General features: G+C 68.8%; 20 protein-coding genes. 11 read left to right on the top strand and 9 right to left on the bottom strand.

Features of this window, described 5'->3' with window-relative positions:
* Positions 1–24 precede the first annotated feature (24 nt).
* From I0Q12_RS24285 to I0Q12_RS24275, 3 genes are all read right to left on the bottom strand, one after another.
* Positions 25–870 (bottom strand): SDR family NAD(P)-dependent oxidoreductase, encoded by an 846-nt coding sequence (locus I0Q12_RS24285; protein WP_197255510.1) that lies wholly within the window; start codon positions 868–870, stop codon positions 25–27.
* A gap of 5 nt (positions 871–875) precedes the next feature.
* The gene (locus I0Q12_RS24280) at positions 876–2279 is read right to left on the bottom strand and encodes an SMP-30/gluconolactonase/LRE family protein (RefSeq protein ID WP_231611324.1); all 1404 of its coding nucleotides are present in this window, start codon (positions 2277–2279) and stop codon (positions 876–878) included.
* A gap of 338 nt (positions 2280–2617) precedes the next feature.
* Positions 2618–3412: an FCD domain-containing protein gene (locus tag I0Q12_RS24275; RefSeq protein WP_197255506.1), complete on the bottom strand. Its 795-nt coding sequence runs from the start codon at positions 3410–3412 to the stop codon at positions 2618–2620.
* A 121-nt stretch (positions 3413–3533) separates the two neighbouring features.
* Here I0Q12_RS24275 and I0Q12_RS24270 point away from each other — a divergent pair, with 121 nt between their 5' ends.
* Genes I0Q12_RS24270 through I0Q12_RS24250 form a run of 5 tightly spaced genes read left to right on the top strand, consistent with a single transcriptional unit; the run spans position 3534 to position 8749 of the window.
* Entirely contained in the window at positions 3534–4706 is a 1173-nt protein-coding gene (locus I0Q12_RS24270; protein WP_197255504.1) for an acyl-CoA dehydrogenase family protein, read from the top strand.
* On the top strand, positions 4703–5656 hold the full coding sequence (locus tag I0Q12_RS24265; protein WP_197255502.1) for an acyl-CoA dehydrogenase family protein: 954 nt from the start codon (positions 4703–4705) through the stop codon (positions 5654–5656). Before I0Q12_RS24270 ends, I0Q12_RS24265 begins: the two co-directional genes overlap by 4 nt.
* Entirely contained in the window at positions 5653–6462 is an 810-nt protein-coding gene (locus I0Q12_RS24260; protein ID WP_197255500.1) for an enoyl-CoA hydratase/isomerase family protein, read from the top strand. Before I0Q12_RS24265 ends, I0Q12_RS24260 begins: the two co-directional genes overlap by 4 nt.
* Complete coding sequence (locus tag I0Q12_RS24255; RefSeq protein WP_197255498.1) at positions 6459–7655, top strand: acyl-CoA dehydrogenase family protein; 1197 nt, start codon at positions 6459–6461, stop codon at positions 7653–7655. Before I0Q12_RS24260 ends, I0Q12_RS24255 begins: the two co-directional genes overlap by 4 nt.
* Positions 7652–8749 carry an acyl-CoA dehydrogenase gene (locus I0Q12_RS24250; protein ID WP_197255496.1) on the top strand — a complete coding sequence of 366 codons (1098 nt, stop codon included), beginning with the start codon at positions 7652–7654 and terminating at the stop codon, positions 8747–8749. Before I0Q12_RS24255 ends, I0Q12_RS24250 begins: the two co-directional genes overlap by 4 nt.
* A gap of 23 nt (positions 8750–8772) precedes the next feature.
* Here I0Q12_RS24250 and I0Q12_RS24245 read toward each other — a convergent pair whose 3' ends face one another.
* The 5 genes from I0Q12_RS24245 to I0Q12_RS24225 all read right to left on the bottom strand — a co-directional run bounded on the left by I0Q12_RS24245 (position 8773) and on the right by I0Q12_RS24225 (position 15271).
* Complete coding sequence (locus I0Q12_RS24245; RefSeq protein ID WP_197255494.1) at positions 8773–10476, bottom strand: class I adenylate-forming enzyme family protein; 1704 nt, start codon at positions 10474–10476, stop codon at positions 8773–8775.
* Between the two features lie 25 nt (positions 10477–10501).
* Positions 10502–11698: a MaoC family dehydratase N-terminal domain-containing protein gene (locus I0Q12_RS24240; RefSeq protein ID WP_197255492.1), complete on the bottom strand. Its 1197-nt coding sequence runs from the start codon at positions 11696–11698 to the stop codon at positions 10502–10504.
* A 13-nt stretch (positions 11699–11711) separates the two neighbouring features.
* On the bottom strand, positions 11712–12695 hold the full coding sequence (locus I0Q12_RS24235) for an MDR family oxidoreductase (protein ID WP_197255490.1): 984 nt from the start codon (positions 12693–12695) through the stop codon (positions 11712–11714).
* A gap of 157 nt (positions 12696–12852) precedes the next feature.
* Entirely contained in the window at positions 12853–13599 is a 747-nt protein-coding gene (locus I0Q12_RS24230) for an SDR family NAD(P)-dependent oxidoreductase (protein ID WP_197255526.1), read from the bottom strand.
* Positions 13600–13687: 88 nt separating this feature from the next.
* A complete protein-coding gene (locus I0Q12_RS24225; protein ID WP_307846482.1) occupies positions 13688–15271 on the bottom strand; it encodes a class I adenylate-forming enzyme family protein in 1584 nt (527 codons plus the stop codon).
* Between the two features lie 111 nt (positions 15272–15382).
* On the opposite strand from I0Q12_RS24225, the gene I0Q12_RS24220 reads away from it, so the two are divergent.
* The 5 genes from I0Q12_RS24220 (at position 15383) to I0Q12_RS24200 (ending at position 20415) form a co-directional block, all read left to right on the top strand.
* A complete protein-coding gene (locus I0Q12_RS24220; RefSeq protein ID WP_197255488.1) occupies positions 15383–16552 on the top strand; it encodes a CaiB/BaiF CoA-transferase family protein in 1170 nt (389 codons plus the stop codon).
* Positions 16553–16590: 38 nt separating this feature from the next.
* On the top strand, positions 16591–17835 hold the full coding sequence (locus I0Q12_RS24215) for an acetyl-CoA hydrolase/transferase family protein (RefSeq protein WP_197255486.1): 1245 nt from the start codon (positions 16591–16593) through the stop codon (positions 17833–17835).
* Positions 17836–17852: 17 nt separating this feature from the next.
* Entirely contained in the window at positions 17853–18620 is a 768-nt protein-coding gene (locus I0Q12_RS24210; RefSeq protein ID WP_197255484.1) for an enoyl-CoA hydratase/isomerase family protein, read from the top strand.
* A gap of 126 nt (positions 18621–18746) precedes the next feature.
* Entirely contained in the window at positions 18747–19877 is a 1131-nt protein-coding gene (locus I0Q12_RS24205) for a glutamate--cysteine ligase (RefSeq protein WP_197255482.1), read from the top strand.
* Between the two features lie 103 nt (positions 19878–19980).
* Positions 19981–20415 carry an HD domain-containing protein gene (locus I0Q12_RS24200; protein ID WP_197255480.1) on the top strand — a complete coding sequence of 145 codons (435 nt, stop codon included), beginning with the start codon at positions 19981–19983 and terminating at the stop codon, positions 20413–20415.
* A 67-nt stretch (positions 20416–20482) separates the two neighbouring features.
* On the opposite strand, the gene I0Q12_RS24195 is transcribed toward I0Q12_RS24200, so the two are convergent.
* Positions 20483–20728 carry a DUF2631 domain-containing protein gene (locus I0Q12_RS24195; protein WP_197255478.1) on the bottom strand — a complete coding sequence of 82 codons (246 nt, stop codon included), beginning with the start codon at positions 20726–20728 and terminating at the stop codon, positions 20483–20485.
* 147 nt (positions 20729–20875) lie between these two features.
* Here I0Q12_RS24195 and dxr point away from each other — a divergent pair, with 147 nt between their 5' ends.
* A complete protein-coding gene (gene dxr, locus I0Q12_RS24190) occupies positions 20876–22039 on the top strand; it encodes a 1-deoxy-D-xylulose-5-phosphate reductoisomerase (protein WP_197255476.1) in 1164 nt (387 codons plus the stop codon).
* Positions 22040–22050: the final 11 nt, after the last annotated feature.

Genomic DNA, 22050 nt, shown 5'->3' with positions numbered 1-22050 from the left:
CCTTCTCCTGGTGCAACGTGCGTGTCAGCGGGTGATGGCGGCGCGGAACGTTTCGTCTTTGAGGAAGAGCGACGTGTGGTCGGCGCCCATGTGCGTCCACTTGAGATTCAGGCCGCCGTCGACGAGGAGCGTCTGCCCGGTGATGTAACTCGACAGATGCGAGAGCAGGAACAGGATCGCTCCGGCCTGCTCCTCGGGTCGGCCGCGGCGGCCCATCGCGATGGCGCGCCGGTCGCGTTCGGGGTCCTCGTCGACGTAGGTGCCGGACGCCGGTGTCGCGGTCACGCCGGGAGCGATGGCGTTGACGCGGATGCCGTCGACGGCCAGTTCCACGGCCATCGTGCGGGTCGCGGCCACCAGGGCGGCCTTCGCGGTGCCGTATCCGATGTGGAACGGTGCGGTGTTCATGCCGCTGATCGACGAGATCGAAACGATCGAACCGGGATTGCCCCGCGATTTGATCTCGGCGGCGACGGCCTGGCTCATGAAGAACATCGTTTCGAGGTTCTGGGTGAACAGCGCACGCCAGTCCTCGCGGGTGACGCGGGTGGCCGGCATCCACGTGGCGGGTGCCGCGCCCCCGGCGACGTTGACGAGCCCGTACAGGTCGCCCTCGGTGCTGCGTGCGGTCTCGATCACCGAGGCGATGCCCTCGTCGGTCGATGCGTCCGCTGCGAGGGGAACCACTCGGAGCCCTTCGGCGACAAGGGGTTCGATGTGCTTGTTGAGATTGTCCTCGGACCGGCTCACCGCGATCACGGTGGCGCCGGCCTGCGCGACCATCCGGGTGACCGAGGTTCCGATGCCGCCACCGGCGGCACCGGAGACGACGACGATGCGACCCTCGAGTCCGACGAATTCGTTGCTCACGGCGCTCACCGGACCTTGCGGATCGCGAGGACGCTGCCTTCGGCGTCGGCCGACACGTAGAGGGTGCCGTCCGGTCCGGCGGCGATACCCGCGAACGGACCTTGCGGCCCGGAGAACGGGGGCAGGCCGAGCAGCGGCTTCGGTGTCACACCCTCGGGCGCGCCAACCGGGAGGTTTCGCGCGATGACTTGCTGAGCCTTGGTTTCGAGATCGACGCCGATCAGGGTTTTCGCGTCGACGTCGACGATGAACAGCGTGCCGTCGTGTACGACGATGCCCTCCGGTCGTTCGAGGCCGTCGATCAGGGTGTCGACACCGGAGGCGGTGATCGAGAGGATCCGTCCGGCCCCGGCTTCGGAGACCAGGGCCGTGCCGTTCGACGCGAACGCGACGCCGATCGGCTCGGCCAGCCTGTCGGCGACCACCCGGGCTTCACCGGACGCGACGGCGTAGACCTTGCCGGCGCCGAGGTCGGCGGCGACGACGGTTCCACTGTGGGACACCGCCACTCCGTAGAGCGCTTCGAGTCCGTCGGCGATATAGACGGTGCCGTCGGGTCCGACGGTCAGGTCCAGTGGCCAGGTCAAGCCGTCCGACAGGGCTTCGCGGGTCTCGCCGCCGGCGAGGATCTCGGTCACCTTGCCGGTGAAGCTCGACACGAACAGCCGGTCGCCGAGGAAGGTGAGGTTGTCGAGTCCGGGATTCAGCTGGGCCAGGACCGTGCGGTCGCCGTTGCGCGGGTTGATCCGCAGCACCTGGCCGGAGGCAACCTGGGTGGAGACGATGAAACCGTCGGAGTCGAACTTGACCGCGTCCGGGACGCCGAGGTCGCCGGCGACGCGTTCGGGCTCGCCACCGTCGGGATCGATGCGCCAGATGTCGTTCGTGCCGAGCAGCGGGTAGTAGAGCTTGCCGTCCGGACCGACCTCCATGCCGTTGGGCATCGGGAGTTCGTCGAGGAGAACCTTGGGGGCGCCGCCGGCCGGGTTCAGTTCCATGAGGCGGCCACCGACCCGGCACTCGTTCACGAACAGCCGGTCCTGGTGGATCGTGATGCCGTTGGCGCCGGGCAGGTCGTCGCGCAGCAGACGGGTGCTGCCGTCGGCGCCGCGGATGCTGACGCGCCCGTCGTAGTACTCGGTGATGTACATGTCGCCGCGGCTGTCGAACGCGACGTCGTCGGGGGCGACGATGTCGCTGCCCTTGGGGCTGATCGTTTCGAGCGCGCCGGTAACGGGGTCGAATGCGCTGATCTGGCTGCCTGCGACCTGTGCGACGTAGATGCGGCCGTCCGGGCCGCTGCGGAGACCGTTCGCGCCGAAGAGCCGGCTCGGCGGTGTGAGTCGTTCCAGTCCCCATCCCTCGATGAGACTTGTCGATGTTCCGGTGTAGCGCGCCCCTGATGTCAAGGTGGGGTCCCCTCCCGTGATGAGAACCTGATTCTCCGAAGTGTGGAACTCGGTAGTGCGTTTCGTGTGAGGCTTGTCGCGACGGTGCGCTGCGTATCCAGGTTGAGTGACGCAGGCCACTTTCATCGAGGGTGAGTGTAGACACGAGACTGCGAGCTTTACAAGTATTACTATCTTTATAAGGATAGCCAAAAGGGAAGGGTTGCCGTGCCGGGTGCACGCGGTCCGTCGGACCCGGTCACGTTGCGGGACAGTTGATTACGTGTCGAAAACACACGAAACTCCGGATGCGGGATCCGCAACCGGAGTGTCTCGACTGGGGGATCGGATCCGGGGGACTAGATCCGGGGACGCTGACCGGCCTGCCGGGCCATCGCGGACGACGCGTTCACGACGCCGTCGTCGAAGCGGTCGAGCAGGAGTGCCTGCGTCGCGGCCAGGTGCGCGCGGGCGATGCGTTCGGCCTCGTCGTCGCGGCCGGCGGCGATCTCGTCGACGATCCGGCGATGGACGCGCACCGCGTCTTCGGCCTCCTTCTCGGACGGGTACTCGCCGCGGCGGGTGAGCACCTCGGCCCAGGCCATCTCCTGCGCGGACCACAGCGCCACCAGGCTGCTGACGACGTACCGCATGGTGACGTTCGGCGTGAACGAGACCACCAGATCGTGGAATTCGCGCGCGATCCGGGTGAATGCGACGCCGTCGTCGACCACCTCGGCGCACGCGTTCACGTTCGCTTCGAGGGTCGGAACGATCACCTCGGCGCGGTCGGGGCGGCGGGCGAGTTCGGCCGCGCACATCGGTTCGAGTTTCTGCAGGCCGGCGGCGAGATCGCCGAGGGTGACGCGAGCGCCCTGGAGTGCCAGGCCCAGGTGGTAGGCGGCGGAGAACTCGTCCGGCCGGTGCACCTCGGCGCCGCCGACGTTGCCGCGACGCACCGTGACCAGGCCCTCGGTCTCGAGGATGCGCAGTGCCTCCCGGATCGAGGGGTAACTGACGCCGAAATCCTTGACCAGCTGGTCCTGCGTGGGCAGTCGGTAGCTGTCGTCCGAGAGGATGTGGTCGCGAAGCTCGGCGGCGACCGTTTCCGCTATGCGCCGCTGGGGAACTCGGCCGCGCCGCGGGGTCGTCACGAAGTGCGCCTTTCATCCATGCGCGTCAGTCTATCCGTAGGTCGAGTCATACTTCCAATTATTGACAGTCTTATAACATCAAGCATTGCTATCCTTATTAGGATTGACGTAGTGTCCGCTCATGGACTTCACGATGGGTGGAGAAGCTCCGGAGTTGCGGCGCGAACTTCGCAGGCTGGTGCAGGACCACGTCCCCGAGCACTTCCTCGGAGCATTCACCGACGATCCGGCCGATCTCGAAGCGGCACAAGCGTTCTGCCGGCTTCTCGCCGACCGCGGTCTGCTGTGCGCGGCCTGGCCGGAGGAGTTCGGCGGCCGTGGAGCCACGATCTGGGAACAGACCGTCGTCCGAGAGGAGATGTGGGCGCATCACGAACCGCGGGGCGCGCAGTACATGGGCGTGAACTGGGTCGGGCCCACCATCATGCGGCACGGAACCCCCCACCAGCAGGAAAGACACCTGCCGCCCATCGCGCGCGGCGAGGTGATCTGGTGTCAGGGCTTCAGCGAACCCGAGGCCGGCTCCGATCTCGCGTCGCTGCGCACCGCGGCCCGCCGAGACGGCGACGGCTGGCTGATTTCGGGCCAGAAGATCTGGACGTCCTACGCGACCATGGCGCAATGGTGTTTCCTGCTGGCCCGAACGTCGACCGGGGAGCGGAAACAGCAGGGGCTCACGGTCTTTCTCGTTCCCATGTCCGCACCGGGAATCGAGGTCCGGCCCATCCGGTCCATGCTCGGACCGCACCACCTCAACGAGGTCTTCTTCGACGACGTGCGCGTCACCGAGGCCGACGTGCTCGGCGAGGTCGACAACGGCTGGTCCGTCGTGCAGGAGGTCCTGTCCTACGAGCGGGTCGGAATCGCCCGGTATGCGCGCTGTGAGCGGCTGCTGCAGGCCGCGCCCTCGGTGCTCGGCGACCGCTGGGACGACGTTCCCGCCGAACTGAAGGCTCGCTGGGCGCGCATGCTCACCCACTGCCGGCGCGCGCGGCTGCTCGCGTATCGCGTGGTGTCACTGCAGGAGACCGGCACCGTCCACCCCGGCGACGCCGCGGCCTACCGGATCGCGGTCACCACCCTCGATCAGAGCAGCGCCGAGGTGCTCACCGAGATCGCCGTGTATGCAACACCCCCTGACGACAGCGCGGAAGAATTCGACAATGCGACGGCCCTGTGGTTCCGCCGGGCGGTGGAGGACCACTGGCGGTACTCCCAGGCGGCGACCGTCGCGTCGGGCAGCATCGAGATGCAGCGCATTCTTCTCGCCCGAGCACTCCTGGCGGCATCATGAACATCGAATTGAACCCGGAAGCAACGGACTACGGGAAGGAGGCGCTGCGGGCGCTCGAAGCGGCCGGAGGCGACGAACTCGTCCGGCGCGTCGAGGACGACCCGACGCTCCGGCAGGACATCGTCGCGCCCGTCCTCGCCGAACTCGGCGCGTGGGATCTCGATCCGCGCGGCGACGCCGACGAACTCGAGGCGGCCGCCGCGCTGTGCCGCAGCTTCGGCTACTGGGCGGTGCCCTATCCGGTCGCCGAACGCCTGTCCCGTCCGGCAGATCTCGACGTCGACGGACTCGTCGTCGTCGCCGACTCGGATCCCAAGGCCCCCACCGCGAACCTCGATCTGCGTTGGGCCGCAGTCGCACTCGACGGACAGCGCAGCCGTGCGATCGCGCGCCCGCCGAGCACGCCGCCCCGCATGTCCGCGTTCGCGGCACAGCTCGATCTGCAGCCGATCGACGACGACGGCCTCGGCGATCTCGCCCTCGCGCTGACTCTGCCGTGCTGGACGCTGCTCGGAATGCTCGATCGGGCAATGGATCTCACGCGATCCCACATCCTGCTCCGGGAACAGTTCGGTGCGCCGCTCGCACACCTGCAGGGCGTGCAGTTCCAGCTCACCGAGGCCGAGGTCGAACGCAGCGGGCTCGATGTGCTCGCCAAGTACACGCTGTGGAGCGTCCAGGCAGGCAACGCCGAGGCACTCGACGACGCGCTCGCGTTGCGGCTCGCGGCCGTCGAGGCGGCACAGGTCGTGTTCCGCATCGCCCACCAGCTGCACGGGGCCGGTGGCTTCTGCGACGAGACGACGGTGTCGTGGATCTCCCGCTACAGCATCCCCTTGCGGCGCATCCCGTGGGGCCCGTCCGGCACGCTCGACGCCCTGACCCGCACCGTCGGCCGGCGGGGCCTGACCGGCCTGTTCAGTCCGACCGCCGAGGCGGCGCTGCTGTGAACGGCAACCTCCCCGACGTGCTCACCGTCGAATCCGATGGACCCGTCCGGATCGTCACCGTCAGCCGCCCCGACGAACTCAACGCCGTGAACAAGGAACTGCACTGGGCGCTGGCGAACGTGTGGCGCCGGCTCGCGGCGGACCGGGATGCCGCCGTCGTCGTGCTCACCGGTGCGGGCCGGGCGTTCAGCGCCGGCGGCGACCTCGACTGGATCACGTCGTTCCTCGACGACCCGGTCGCGCGCGACGAGAGTATCCGCGAGGGCGCCGAGATCGTCGAGGAACTGCTGCGATTCCCGTTGCCGGTGATCGCCGCCGTCAACGGTCCCGCGGTCGGGCTCGGGGCCAGCATCGCCGTGCTGTGCGACATCGTGCTCATGTCCGAGCGCGCATACCTGGCCGACCCACACGTCGCCGTCGGGCTGGTCGCCGGTGACGGCGGCGCAGCCTTCTGGCCGCTGCTCACCCCGATCCTGCGGTCGCGGGAGTACCTGTACACCGGCGACCGCATCCCCGCTGCCACCGCCGTCGAGCTCGGCCTCGCCAGCCGCGTCACCGCCCCCGACGACCTGCTTCCCGAGGCCCGGCTGCTCGCGGCGCGGCTCGCCGCGCAGCCGCCGCAGGCCTTGCAGGGCACCAAGCGCATCGTCAACATGTACCTGTCCCAGGCGCTGGCGGGGCCGATGCAGGCCGGCTTCGCCGCGGAGGTCCACACGATGCAGACGCCGGAGCATCGGGACCGCCTCCTGGCGTTACGGGAGAACACCGACCGGCAGACCGACAGACGGAAGGAGCCCGCGAGATGAGCCCGGCACCGCCCGCGCTCGACGAGTTCCGCACCGAGGTACGCGCGTGGTGCCGCGATCACGTTCCCACACAGTGGCGTTCGGCGCAGACCGGTGCCTCCGACGACGAGTTCGTCGCCTTCCAGAAGGAATGGTTCCGGACACTGCGCGACGCCGGATACGCCGTGCCGCACTGGCCGAAGGAATGGGGCGGCGGCATGTCCGTCGCCGAACAGGTGGTCCTCTACCAGGAACTGGCCGCACACGACGCTCCGCGGCTCGTGCTGCCGTTCGTCTCCATCCACCACGCGGCCTCCACGCTGCTCGCCGCCGGCACCGACGAACAATGCCGGCGTCACCTGCCCGCGATCCTCGACGGCGAGATCTGGTGCCAGGGCTTCTCCGAACCCGGTGCCGGATCCGACATGGCAGCACTCGCGACGACGGCCCGTAGGGACGGTGACACCTACGTCGTCGACGGGCAGAAACTGTGGGCGAGCGGCGCAGTGCACGCGGACTGGTGCCTGCTGCTGGCCCGCACCGACCCTCACGCGCCGAAACGGCGCGGCATCTCCTACTTCCTGATGGACATGCGCACGTCCGGCGTCGAGGTCCGGCCGATCCGGCAGGCCACCGGCGAATCGCACTTCTGCGAGATCTTCCTCGACGGCGTCGTGGTACCCGAGGCCAACCGCGTCGGGCCGGAGAACGAGGGGTGGAAGGTCGCGCAGGAAACCCTCGGCGCCGAGCGCGGCATGACGATGCTCGAACTCGCGGAACGGCTCGGCACCGGCGGATTCCGCCGGCTCGTCGAACTGTGCGCACGACCCCGGCCCGACGGGAGCGTACCGCTGGACGATTCGGTCGTCGCCGACCGGCTCGCCGCACTCGAAACCGAGATCACCGGACTGCGCGCGCTCTGCGCCGATTTCGTCGCCGACGACCGGCCCGGGCCCGCGGACGCGTCCATCGTCAAGCTGTACTACAGCGAACTGCTCCAGCGCACCAACGATTTCGGTGCAGACGTCGCCGGTCTCGCCGCCCAGACCGAATTGCGCAAACCGCTGTCGAGCAGCTGGGAATCGGGCCCGTGGGTCCTTGATTTCATCGGCTCGTGGGAATGGACGATCCCCGGAGGTACCAGCGAGATCCAGCGCACCATCATCGGTGAACGCGCACTGGGCCTGCCGCACGAACCGAGGAGCGCGACATGACCGGCACCCTCGATCTCACCGAGTTCCACGACGAACTCGGAGCCGTCGCACGGAGCGTGCTCGCCGCCGCGGACCCGGACAGCGCACCGTCCTGGAGTCGCGTCGCCGACTCGGGATGGCTCGGACTCGAGGCAGGCGAGGAATTCGGCGGTGCCGGAGCAGGATTCGCCGAGACGGCCGTCGTTCTGCGTGAATACGGACGGGCCGCAGCCCGGGGACCACTTCCCGCCGTCGCTGCCCTCGCGGTGCCGGCCCTCGGACTCGTCGCCCCCGGTCCGGCGCAGGACCGGCTGCTGCGCGAGGCCGTTGCAGGTGCGACCGTCCCGGTCGTCGTGCTCGGCGGCGGGACTTTCGGGGTGACGCCGTTTCGCCTCGACTCCGGCGTGGAGGGGCCGGTGCTGCGCGGGGAGGCCTCGTTCGTGCTCGACGCGCCCGGCGCCGACCGGCTGCTCGTGCCGGCGACGAGACCCGACGGCACCGTCGTCCTCGTCGACGTGGATCCCGGCGCCGGTGGTGTCGAGGTCACGGGCCAACCGGTGCTCGATGCCACCCGTTCCTTCGGCAGGGTGGTCGCGGAGGGGACCGTGGTCGCCGACGACGCCGTTCACCCGTTCCACGGTGGCGAGTCCGCCCTGCGGCATCTGGCCGACCGGGCGGCCGTCGCGGTCGCGTGCGACAGCCTCGGCCTCGCCGAAGCCATGCTCGACACCACCGTCGCGTATGTCGGGGTACGCGAGCAGTTCGGACGAAAGATCGGCTCGTTCCAGGCCGTCAAGCACGCGTGTGCCGACATGCTCGTCTCGATCAGCGTGTCCCGGCGCCTCGTCGACGCCGCGGTGCGGAACGTCGCGCAGGACGCACCGGACGCAGGGGTGTCGGTTTCGATGGCGAAGTCGCACGTGTGCGCCGCGGCTGTCGACATCGCAGGCAAGGCAATGCAATTGCACGGCGGCATGGGCTACACGTGGGAGAGCGGCATCCACGTGTACCTCAAACGCGCGACGCTGAACCGGTCGCTGTTCGGGTCGCCCACCGAGCACCGCCGTCGGCTGGCGCGGCGCTACGCGCCCGGTGTGCCTTTGTGGCGGCCCTGACCGCCACAACGGCACACCGGGCGTCAGCCCTGCAGCCGTGCGACCGCGAGCTTGCGGACCTCGTCGGTCTTGATCTTCGCGCTGCCGGTCAGCGAGATCTCGCCCTCGTCGAAGAACAGCACATGGCGCGGGACCTTGTAGCTCGCCAGCTGTTCCCGGAGGTGACTGCGGATCTTCTTCGCCTCGAGGTTCGCGTCGGCGTGCGGCACGATGCACGCGACGACGACTTCGCCGAGCGTCTCGTGCGGTACCCCGACGGTGCGGGCGACCTTGACTCCCGGGAGACCGATCAGTGCCTCGTCGACCTCGAGCGGGGAGACGTTCGCGCCACCGGTCTTGATGATGTCGTTGAGCCGGCCCTCCCAGAACAGCCGGCCCTCGTCGTCGAGGAGCCCACCGTCGCCGGTGTGGAAGAAGCCGTCGGCGTCGAGCGTGTCGGACAACGGGATTCCGAGGTAACCGAGCATCAATGTCGGCCCCTTGACGCAGATCTCACCGCTGGCCCCGACGGGGACCGGGACGCCGGACAGCGGTTCGACGACCTTCACGGTGACACCCGGCAACGGCACCCCGCTGCTGCCGGCGGTCACCTCGTCGGGAGTGTTCGCCGGGTAGGCCGTCGAGATCGTGAATGTCTCGGTGTTGCCGTAGGCGTGGCCGGGTTCGCGGTAGTCGACCGACACCGAGGGATGTCGCGCGATCGGAGTGCTGTTGTCCACGAACCGCATCGCACTCAGGTCCGTCTCCGCCCAGTTCGGAGCGGCTTCGAGTTGCGCCCACTGGTGCGGCCACGCGACCGGGAAGTTCACCCGCTCGCGTTCCATGAGATCGAGCGCTTCGGCGGCGTCGAACACCGATTGCAGGACGAGCGAGCCGCCTTTCGACAGGGTCGCGCCGAGCGCCATCCCGAAATTGCCCGACCAGAAGAAGCCGTTCGCCGACCAGCAGCGCACGTCGTCCGCGGGCTCGAAGCCGTACATCCGCCCGAACCGCCACGACTGGATGCTCACCCCCCGGTGGGCACTGAGGATGCCTTTCGGTTTGCTCGTCGTGCCCGAGGAGAAGAACAGGACGGCGGTGTCGCTCGGCCTGACCGCAGTGGCGGTCGCGTCGACGAGTCGCCTGGGCACGTCTCGGCCTCGTGTGAGGAACGTGTCCCACGACTCGATCGCACCGTCGGGTGCCTCCCCGACCGTGGCGAGGTACCGCAGGTGCGGGTAGCGCGCCGACCGCAGATCGCCGGGGGAGGACCGGCCGATCTCCGGTTCGAGTTCGACGAGCGCCTCGGCCAGGTCCCGGTTCGCGACGGTGCGTTCGAACAGCAGCACCGAGATCCCGGAGGTCTCGATGAGGAAGTCGAGTTCGGCGGGGGCCGAGAACGTGCTCAGCGCGACCGCGACACCGCCGGCGAGCGACGCGCCGAAGGTCGCCGCGAGCCACTCGGGCCGGTTGGTCATCAACACCCCGACCCGGCCGTCCTTCCCGATCCCCAACGCGCGCAATGCTTTCGCAACCTCGATCGCGCGTTCCCAGAGTTCGGAGTAGCTCCAGCGGGTGACGGCGCCGGCTTCGTGCATCACGAGGGCCTCACGGTCGGCGTACGCCGTGGTGACCTCGCGCAGGAAGCCGGGCAGCGTCAACGTCCCGAGGCCGGGCTCCTCGGCGAGTGGTGGTCCCGAGACGATCGAAAGCGGTTGTGCCGATACAGCATTCTCTACGGTCGTCATGTCTGCCCTCGTGTGCTCGATGCGTTCAGTACGGCAGTTCGATCTCGGCGGTGCAGTCGACCAGGACGGCGGAATCCTGGTTGGTCAGGCGCAGTTTCACCTGGACGAGGGGCACGCCCCACGGGGTGTCGGTCTGCTTGTCGATCACCTCGGCGTCGAAGTAGGTGACATCACCCTCGAACGCGGGACCGCGGAAGTCGGCCTTGGTGTGACGGACCATGCCCTCGTTGCCGGCCCAGTAGGACAGGTAGTCGGTGCACCATGCGCCCATCGTCGCGCCGTAGCCGTAGGCGCGGGCCATTCCGACCTCACTGGCCTTGTCTGCGTCGATGTGCCCACGCGACGGGCCGACGTAGAGCCCGTCCCGCTTGCGTGGATCGATCCGGGCGCCGTCCTCGTCGAAGCCGAATCCTTCGACCCAGCCGGGATCCTGGTTGATCCACGGATCTTCGAGACCTTCCGGCGCGGTCCAGTGGAAGGTGCCCCAGATGTTGAACAGGAACGCTCGGTATTCGGTGGTGAACGTCGCGATGCTGTGCGGGCCGATCACGCGCCGCGGCAGGGTGTCGCCGACCTTGACCTCGTCGAAATGCGGCGAGACACCGAGCCTGTTGGACAGGATCCACTCGTGGCGCAGCGATTCGATCTCGGTGAGTTCCTCGGCGGTCCACCGCTTGATCTCCCCGAGCTGGTTCTCGTACATGCCGCGCTTGGTCGCCTCGGACGACAGGTAGCGGATCGCGGTGGACCGCTCCTTCGCGACGAGCGCACCGTGCTGATTGCGATGGACGGTGTCGCCACGCGAGAACATCGTCGGACCGGCGAACTTGGTCTCCACCACCTTGTAGTCGTGGAAACGACGATCCTGGAAGAGCTTGTCACCGGGGCGGACCGGTGTGCAGTAGAACCACCATTCCTCGCCTCCGAAGATCAGGTGGCTGCCGGGAATGCGGCCCACGCAGGCGGGTTGCGCGCCGTGGCCGTAGTCGAGAGCCACCGCGATCGACTGCGGTGCGACGATGCCGCCGAAGCGCGATTCGCGCGCGAACTCCTCGTCCCAGTGGAGCGGGTTCGGATAGTCCATGGCCATCACCCAGCGCCGGATGTCGGAGCCGCTGCACGGGTCCCACAGCTGGCCGCCGCCGACGGGCTTGCCGACGCGATGATCGACGTCGGACAGGTCGAGTTCGGTGACCTCGGCCGGATTCGATTTCTTGCTCACGTCTACTCCTCGATCATCGATTGACGTCGACGACGATGCGACCGCGCACGGTGCCGTCCATGAGCTTTTCGGCGGCACCGATCGCTTCCTCCAGCCCGATCTCGTGGGTGATCGCGTCCAGCGCGCTCGCGTCGAGATCTCGGGCCAGCCGTTCCCACGCGGCGGTGCGCCGGGGGTGCGGGGCCATCACGCTGTCGATGCCGAGGAGCGAGACGCCGCGCAGGATGAAGGGTGCGACCGAGGCCGGGAAATCCATGCCCTGGGCGAGACCGCACGCTGCGACCGCGCCGCCGTAACGGGTCTGGGCGCACGCATTGGCGAGGGTGTGGCTACCCGCGGTGTCGACGACGCCGGCCCAGTGTTCCTTCTGCAGCGGTTTGCCGGCCGCGGACAGTTCGGCCCGATCGAGGACGTTCCTCGCACCCAGCGAGGTGAGATACTCTGCCTCCGAAGTTTTTCCGGTCGCCGCAGTGACGGAGAATCCGGCCTTGGCGAGCAGGGCGATGGCGACGCTGCCGACGCCGCCGGTCGCGCCCGTCACCAGGATGTCGCCCTGGTCGGGGGTGACACCGAAGTCGACGAGAGCGTCGACGCACAGGCTCGCGGTGTAGCCGGCGGTCCCGATCGCCATGGCCTGCCGCGTGGTGAACGCATCGGGCAGCGGGACCAGCCAGTCGCCGTCGATCCGGGCGCGTTGTGCCAGTCCGCCCCAATGGGTTTCGCCGACGCCCCAGCCGTTGAGCACCACGCGGTCACCCTCCGACCACCGCTCGTGCGAACTGCCGGCGACGACGCCTGCGATATCGATCCCGGGCACCATGGGGAACCTGCGCACGACCGGGGACCTACCGGTGATGGCGAGAGCGTCCTTGAAATTGAGGGTCGAGTACTCCACATCGACGGTGACGTTCCCGTCGGGCAGGTCGGTGTCCTCCAGGATCTTGCGCGTCACCGTCTGTCCGGTTTCGTCCTTCTCGATCACCAAAGCGGAAAACATGGTCGAAGCAATTCCTTCCTCGAGCCGTCGAGCGATATCGGACGTGCATTCGTCGGACCGGGCGCCGTGTGCGGAAGCGGTGTCGCCGAGGCCTGTGCAGCGGACATTACTTCAATCCTTGTAAGGATGACAATGCTATGAATCATAGGGGCCGGCCTCAGCGTGCGGTCCAGCCACCGTCGACGACGATCGTCTGTCCGGTGACGTAGCCGCCGGCGTCGCCGGCGAGCCACACGACCGCACCGACGATGTCGTCCGCGGTGCCCTCCTTCGGGAGCGGCGTGTTGCGGCGCAGATACTCGGTGGCCCGTTCGCTCTCGTAGAGCGGACCGGTGATCTCGCTGCGGAAGAAGCCGGGCGCCACGGTGTTCACCCGGATCGAGTGCCGTGCCCACTGCACCGCGAGTTCGGAGGTCAGACCCGACAGGCCGAGCTTGCTCGCGGCATAGGACGCCTGCGGGATGCCCGGGACCCCCACCCGGCCGCTGATGGACGAGATGTTGACGATCGATCCGCGACCGGCCGCCCGCATGTACGGAAACACGTCCTGCGCGAGCCGGAACGGCGCGAGCAGGTTCAGATCGAGCGTGCGCCGCATCGCGCCGAGCGGCTCCGACTCGGCGCGTTCCTCGGTGAACATGCTCCCCGCGGCGTTCACCAGGATCTCCGGGGGTCCGAGGTGCTCGAGCACCGCCGGTACGACCTCGGCGACCCGGTCCAGGTCGGACAGGTCGCAGGCCACGGGCAGTCCGTCGATCCGCTGTGCCAGGTCGGCGAGCCGGTCGCGGCGCCGTGCGACGAGCGCGACCTTCGCGCCCAGCGACGCCAGGGCCTCGGCGACGGCTGCACCCAGACCGGACGACGCCCCGGTCACGATCGCGACCCGTCCATCCAGGTCGAACATCCTCGCGGCGGCGTCACCGATGGGCGCCACAGGGCTCTCCTCTCGACAGGGGCTCGATCCTCGCACGGATCGGACGGCTGCGCCGGGACTATGCACGCCCGGCATCGCGGCGTTCGGTGACACGCTGTTCGGTGACACTGTGGGCGGCGACGAATTCGGCGAGGCCGGCGCGCTGGATCTTGCCCATCGCATTGACCGGCAGCGCGTCGACGCGGGTCCAGATCTCCGGAACCTTGTACGACGCGAGCGCGCGTCGGCACAGCGCGGTGATCGCGTCGAAATCCGGTTCGGGACGGTCACTCTCGACGACCGCCGCGACACGCTGGCCGAGGCGGTCGTCGGGGATGGGGTACACGGCGGCCTTGGTGATGTCCGGGTGGGTGGCGAGCACGCGTTCGACCTCGAGGGGGTAGACGTTGGCGCCGCCGCGGATGATGACGAGTTTCTTGCGGTCGAGGACGGTCAGCCATCCCTCGCCGTCGACGGTTCCGACGTCGCCGGTGGGGATCGGGCCGGGCTCGGGTGGTCGGATGCGCCCGTTCTCCCAGTAGCCGAGCATCGGCGTCCACGCGTTCGCCCACGGGCCCTCACCGGTGCCGGCGAGTTTCAGTTCGCCGAGTTCGCCGTCGGGGAGCCGACGGCCGTCGTCGTCGTATGCGGCGACGTCGTATTGCGGTAGGACCCGTCCGCTGGTCCCGGGGCGCCATTCGTCATCGGCCGGATCGATGGACACGACCGTCGGCGCCTCCGTCAGCCCGTAGGTGACGCGGGGAACCAGCCCGTGCGTCTCGGCGAAGGCGCGGCGCAGTGCGTCGGGGGTGTCGCCGCCGCCGCTCCACACCTCGCGCAGCGACCCGAGGTCGATGTCCGGGCGGCGGGCCAGGTCGAACAACTGTGCCGGAGCGCCGTTCCACACCGTGACCTTCCGGGTGGTGATCCATTCGGCGACACCGTCGAGGTCGCGGCGGTTCATCACGACCGCGCATCCTCCGGCCTGCGCGGTGAGAAGCGTGGACAGGACCATCAGATTCAGGATCGTCAGCGGGAAGCTGTCGCCCTTGCGCAGATCCGGTCCCCAGCCGCGGGTGGCGACGAGCGTCGCGCCGGGCAGCAGCAGATTGCGGTGGCTGTGCACGACCACCTTCGGGCTTCCGGAAGTGCCGCTGGTGAAGGCGATTCCGGCGGGGGAGTCCGGCTCGACGTCGACCGGGGGCGCGTCGTCGGTGTGGGTCAGCAGGTCCGACCACCGGTCGGGGCGCACGCACTCGGGGGTGTCCAGCGCGCAGTGGTCCCCGGCGAGCACGACCGTCGGCGCGCACAGGTCGAACAGGTTCCGCTGCTCGGCTTCCGTGAGCGCCTCGCCGATTCCCGCCCAGATCGCGCCGATGCGCACGGCGCCGTGGAACGCCGCGACGATGTCGAGGTCGTTGGGCAGGCACGCGGCGACACGGTCGCCGGGGCGGACGCCCAGTGACCACAGGGCGCCGGCCGCGCGTCGCGCCTGTTCGTCGAGTTCCGCGTAGGTCCACACGCCCGACGCGGCGTCGATGGCGGGCGCGTCCGGTCGCTCGGCGAGTGCGGTGTCGAGGACGAAGTTGACGGTGGTGTGCCTTTGTGGCGGCCCCGGGCGCCACAAAGGCACACGGGCGCGGTCGCCGGAATTCGTTTCCACCCCATAGTCATACCACTATCCTTGTAAGGATTCACCTGATAATGTGACGCCGCCCGGGAGGGATTCGAAAGTGCGTCACCGATCCGACAGAACGCAGTGAGGGTGAGCAGGATGGAACACACAGGTCCGCTGTCCGGCGTGCGGGTCGTCGACCTGACGGCCATGGTGATGGGCCCGTACTGCACGCAGATCATGGCGGACATGGGTGCCGAGGTGATCAAGATCGAACCGCCTGCCGGGGACAACACCCGCTACATCTCCGCCGGACCCGAACCGGGCATGAGTGGGGTCTTCGTCAACGTGAACCGCGGCAAGCGCAGCGTCGTGCTGGACCTGCGTGCCGACGAGGACCGGGCGGTGCTGCGCGAACTCGTCACCGGCGCCGACGTGTTCATCCATTCGATGCGCGCGAAGGCGATCGCGAAACTCGGATTCGGTTACGACGACGTCTCCGCGCTGAACCCGGCGATCGTCTACACCAACTGCTACGGATACGGCCGCGGCGGATCCGACGCCGACCTCACCGCCTACGACGACACGATCCAGGCCGAATGCGGACTGCTCTCCGCCCAGGAACAACTCACCGGTGACGCCGGCTATGTCGGCACCATCATCGCCGACAAGGTGGCTGGCCTGACCGCCGTGTACGCCACGGTGATGGCGCTGTTCCACCGGGAACGGACCGGCGAGGGCCAGGAGGTCGAGGTCGCCATGTTCGAGACCATGGCGTCGTTCATGCTCGTCGAACACGCCAACGGTGCGATGTTCCACCCCGCCGTGGGGCCGGCGGTCTACCCCCGCGCGGTCGCCCCCAACCGCAGGCCGTACCGGACCGAGGACGGCCGGATCTCGGCACTGGTGTACAACGACAAACAGTGGACCGCGTTCGTCGAAGCCGTCAAACCACATTGGGCCGGACCGCATTACGCGACGCTCGAGCAACGAGCCCGCGACATCGACACCGTCTACGCGCGCCTCGGGGAGACCTTCCTCGAACGGACCACCGCCGAGTGGCTCGACCTCCTGCGCAGCCTCGACATCCCCGCTGCGCCGGTCCGCAGCCTCGACGAACTGTTCGACAACGATCACCTCGACGACGTCGGCTTCTTCCAGGAGGTCGAGACCCCGTACGGCAACGTCCGATTCCCCGGGCCCCCGACGTGGCTGTCACGAACACCCGGCCGCGTCGCCGGAGCTGCACCCCGGCTCGGGGAACACACCCGCGAAGTGCTCGACGAACTGCACGCCGCCGGCGCGCGAGCGAACGGCACCGAGTCGTGATCGGGTCGAGTTCCCACCGCGGAACATGCACGCCCACCGTGGATCTGGCCGAGTATCTGCGGCCCGGAGATCACATCGTCATCGGGCAGGCGTGCGGTGAACCGACCACCCTGATCGAAGCGTTGATCGAGCAGGGCCGCGACATCGGCGGACTCACGGTGTTCGTCGCCACGAGTTTCTCCGGGATCTTCACACCCGGCCGGACCGGCAGTTTCGCGATGTCGAGCATGGGCGCGATCGGCGCGCTGCGGGCGCTGAGCAAGGCCCACGAACTCGATGTGATTCCCTGCCACGTCAGCCGGATCGGACCGATGATCGAAGCCGGAACCATCCGGTGCGACGTCGCATTCGTCCAGGTCGCTCCCGCGGACGCGGACGGATACCACAGCTTCGGTCTCGTCAGCGACTACGTCCAGTCCGCCGTCGCGACGGCCCGGGTGGTGGTCGCCGAGATCAACGACCGGGTTCCCGTCACCCTCGGCGAATCTCTCCCGTCCTCGAAAATCGATTGCGCGGTGCATGTTTCGCGGTCGCCGGTCGAGGTCCCGCCGGCGGCGATCGGGGAGGTCGACGCGGCCATCGCGCACCACGCCGCCGCCTACATCGGGGACGGATCGGTCATCCAGACCGGCGTCGGCGCCGTGCCGGACGCGATCCTGCGGCTCCTGCACGACCGAGTTGATCTCGGTGTGCATTCCGGGATGATCGGCGACGGGCTCGTCGATCTCATCGAATCGGGTGTGATCACCAACGCGCGCAAGCGAATCGACCGGGGCGTCTCGATCACCGGAGCGCTGATCGGAACCGCGCGGCTCTACGGATTCGCCCATCGCAACCCGCAGATCCGCATGTGCACCACGGCCTACACGCACGACGCGGGCGTCCTCGCGCAACTCGACGATCTCGTCACGATCAACTCGGCGATGGAGGTCGATCTGACCGGGCAGGTCAATGCCGAACAGAGTGGTGCGTCGTATTTCGGCGGCACCGGCGGGCAGGTCGACTTCGTGCGGGCCGGCGCGCGGTCGCCCGGTGGACACGCGATCACGGCACTACCCGCGACCGCGAAGGGCGGCACGGTCAGCCGGATCACCGCGGCACTGTCCGGGCCGGTGACCACCGCGCGCTCCGACGTGGACGTCGTCGTCACCGAATTCGGCGCGGCGGAACTGCGGGGCCGCACCCTGCGTGAACGCGCGCGGCGGCTGGTCGCGATCGCGCACCCGGCCTTCCGGGAGGACCTGGAACGGCAGGCCCACATCATCGAGCAGCGAGGTTTCTAGTGAGCGAGGACCGGCGGATGAGCGAGGCCGTACTGTTCGATGCCCGCGACGACGGCATCGCAGTCGTCACGCTGAACCGGCCCGAGACCCGCAACTGCCTGACCGCGGAGATCCGCCGGGGGCTCTACGACGCGTGGGAGCGCTTCGAGCACGACCCGGACCTGCGCGTGGCGGTTCTGACCGGGGCGGGGGAGAAGGCGTTCTGTGCGGGTGGTGACCTGAAGGAAATGGTCGAGATCGGCATGCGGGTGCCGCCGCGCGATCTGATTCCTGTCCCGTACGACACCGTCGAACTGTCGAAGCCGACGATCGCCGCGGTCAACGGTGCCGCGTTCGCAGGCGGCTGGCTGATTGCCCAGAGCTGCGACCTGTGCGTGGCGAGCACGACCGCGACCTTCGCCGTCACCGAGGTCAAGGTGGGCCGCAGTTCCCCGTGGGCGTCGCCGCTGATCCACATGATTCCGCAGCGCATCATGATGGAGATCCTGCTCACCGGAAAGCCGATCACCGCGCAGCGCGCGTACGAGATCGGCCTGGTCAACAGAATTGCCGAACCCGCCGAGTTGCTCGCGTCGGCGCTCGAGCTGGCCGGGGACATCCTCGCCGGGGCACCGCTGTCGGTCCGCGCCGCGCGTGAGACCGTGATGATCTCCACGGAGATGGGACGGTCCGCTGCGTTGCGGGCGGCCCGGCACGCGTCGGAATCCTGCTACAACAGTCACGACGCGCAGGAGGGGCCGCGCGCGTTCGCCGAGAAGCGGGCTCCACAGTGGCGGGGCCGCTGATTCCGGTGTGACGTGGGTACTCACTGCCGACCGGAGTATTGAGGCTCCGGTTCCGTCCCCGGGCCGGTCGCGGACGTGACAGCCTGAATGCAGCGGCCGAGAACGCTGGCCGGGGCAGGAGTGACGATGACCTCATCCCCATCCCGCGTTGCCGACCCCGCCGCCGAAGGTTCGGGTCCGACCATCGGGGTGGAGGAGGAATTCGTCCTCGCCGATCCCGAGACCGGGGCACCGTGGCTCGACAACGTCGCCGTCGCCGCCGCCGGGCGCGAACTCGGCATCGACCTGCAACTGGAACTGTCCCGATGCCAGATCGAAACCGCCACCCCGGTGTGCACGAGCATCGAACAGTTGCGGACGCAACTGCGGCGGACGAGATCTCGTGCCGCCGCGGCCGCCGCGTGCGCGGGCGCGGTGCTGCTGGCCACCGCGGTTCCACCGGCCGGTCCACCGCCGCGCCTGATCACCGACCAGGAGCGATATCACAGCCTGCTCGGGAACTTCGGGCTGCTCGGCGAGCAGGTCATCTGTGGCTGTCACGTCCACGTCGCCATCCCCGACCGGGACGCCGGGGTGCGGGTCAGCAATCATCTGCGGCCCTGGTTGCCGGTCCTGCTGGCGCTGACCGCGAACTCGCCCATCGCGGCCGGGCGCGACACCGGATACGCCAGTTGGCGTCATGTGTTGTGGACGCGGTGGCCCAATGCCGGGCCGCCGCCCGTCTTCGAATCCGCGGAGCACTACGACACGGTGATCGCGACCATGCTCGAGCGCGAGGTCATCCTCGACAAGGCGATGCTCTACTGGGACATGCGCCTGTCGGCGCATCTGCCCACGATCGAGATCCGTATCGGCGACACCCAGGCCACCGTGGACGAGGCGGTCCTGCTCGCGACCCTGGTGCGCGGCCTGGTCGTCACGGCACTCGATTCCACCCGGCAGGGAGAGGAACTCGACGTGGAGCCGGAGGTTCTGCGCGCCGCATACTGGCGAGCTTCGCGGGACGGCGTCACAGGGCGCGCGGTCGACACCGTCTCCGGGCAGCTCGTGCATGCCGCGCACCCGATCTTCCGACTCCTCGAGCATGTTCGGCCCGCTCTCGAACGCACCGGCGACTATTGCGCCGCCCGGGAGGCCGTGCAGCGCATCCTGGCCACCGGGAACGGCGCCGCCCGGCAGCGAGCGACCCTCGAGGCCGGCACGCTCGCCGACGTCGTCCGGCTCGTGACCTGCGCTCCCGAACCGGACATGTCGTAAAAAACGTGTCGGATCCTGCTGGTAACTCTGGATCGACGCGGAAGTTCCGGTGCGTGTTCGGCGCCGGCGCCGCGACCGGTCACGATCACACTCGGGGGAGTAGTTGGAATCTTCGATCACACGGGCGGCGCAGCGGATCGCGACGGTCGCGCACGCCGGTCAGGTCGACAAGGCCGGGCGCCCGTACATCACGCATCCGGCCCGAGTCGCGGCCCGGGTGGCCGGCGACGATCACGCTGTCGCGGTTGCCTGGCTGCACGACGTCGTCGAGGACACGACGGTGACGCTCGCGGACCTCGGGGAACAGTTCCCGCCAGAGGTCGTCGCTGCGGTCGACGCGTTGACCCGCCGGGGCGGTGAGGAACCGGACGAGTATTACGCACGGGTGCGCCGGGTCCCGCTGGCGTTGACGGTCAAGCTCGCGGATCTCGCGGACAACAGCGACCCGGAGCGACTGGCCAGTCTGGACGATGCGACCCGTGAACGACTGGCGGCGAAATACGCTCACGCGCGCGCCGAGCTGACATCCTGCGGTTGACCCGTCCGTGGAGACGCGTCGGGCCCGCCCGGAACTTCCGGACGGGCCCGACGAAATCTGTGCGGCTCTATCGCGGGCGGCGGCGCCGGATGGCGTCGACCACGAGGATGAGCACGAGGAGCACGGCGAAACCGATGAGGTACAGGTCCTCGACGTGACCGGCGTGGTTGCCGATGAGCATGAACAGCAGGAAGATCGCCCCGATGATGCCCATGGTGCGGTACAGCTTGGGAGCTTCACCGCTCCAACCCCACTCCGCCGAGGGCACCTCGGCCGTGTCGACCTTGGTGGACTGCAACTCGGTACCGGCCACGGTTGTTCCTCCTGCTCGAAAGATCGCGCTGTTGGGCTAATCGTGACATACGACCGCCTGTCGTATGAAGTGGGGGCGGTGCCCGCGCGTCGCCGGTGGTCGCGACCGATTCAGGGACACCTCAGGTGCATCAGGAACAATGGTCGCGTGGTCGACACTCAATCCCGCTCCCGCACCCGCGTCCTGCTGCTCGGCAGCACCGGATCGATCGGCACCCAGGCGCTCGAGGTCATCGACGCCAACCCCGACAAGTTCGAGGTAGTCGGCCTCGCCGCGGGCGGCGGCAACCTCGAGCTGCTCGCCGAGCAGATCCGCGCGACGGGTGTCACCGACGTCGCGGTCGCGAACCCGGACGCCGCGGCGCGGCTGGAGTTGCCCGGGGTGACGGTCCGCAGCGGCCCGTCCGCCGTCACGGAGCTCGTGCGCGAGACGGAAGCGGATGTCGTTCTCAATGCGCTCGTCGGCTCGCTCGGTCTCGAGCCGACGCTCGCGGCCCTCGCGACGGGCGCGCGGCTCGCGCTCGCGAACAAGGAGTCACTCGTGGCCGGGGGCGCGCTCGTCACCGCCGCGGCCGCGCCCGGTCAGATCGTGCCCGTCGACTCGGAGCATTCGGCGCTGGCGCAGTGCCTGCGCGGCGGCTCCGCGGCCGAGGTCGCGCGTCTGGTGCTCACGGCCTCGGGTGGCCCGTTCCGCGGGTGGAGCGCCGAGCAGCTCGAGGACGTCACGCCCGAGCAAGCCGGTGCGCATCCGACCTGGTCGATGGGGCCGATGAACACCCTCAACTCGGCGACCCTGGTCAACAAGGGACTCGAGCTCATCGAGGCGCACCTGCTGTTCGGCATCGACTACGACCGCATCGACGTCACCGTGCACCCGCAGTCCATCGTGCATTCGATGGTGACGTTCGCCGACGGGTCGACGCTCGCGCAGGCGTCGCCGCCGTCGATGAAGCTGCCGATCGCGCTGGCCCTCGCGTGGCCGGACCGGGTGCCCGAGGCGGCTCCCGCTCTCGACTTCGCGACGGCGTCGACCTGGGAGTTCGAGCCCGTCGACAACGTCGTCTTCCCGGCGATCGAACTCGCCCGCGCCGCGGGACGCGCCGGCGGCAGCCTCACCGCCGTGTACAACGCGGCGAACGAGATCGCCGCAGAGGCGTTCCTGGCGGGTGCGCTGCCGTTCCCCGGCATCGTCCGCACCGTCGAGACAGTGCTGAACGACGCACACGAGTGGTCCGCAGAACCCGCTACCGTGGAAGACGTGCTCGCCGCCGACGGCTGGGCTCGGGACCGAGCCCGCGCGCTCGTGAAATAGGAGGAGCGGCT

Origin of the sequence: Rhodococcus sp. CX (assembly GCF_015865005.1) — a bacterium.
Taxonomy (GTDB): domain Bacteria; phylum Actinomycetota; class Actinomycetes; order Mycobacteriales; family Mycobacteriaceae; genus Rhodococcus.
The sequence above is the reverse complement of the archived record's forward strand: the minus strand, read 5'-3'. Positions and strand labels throughout refer to the sequence as shown.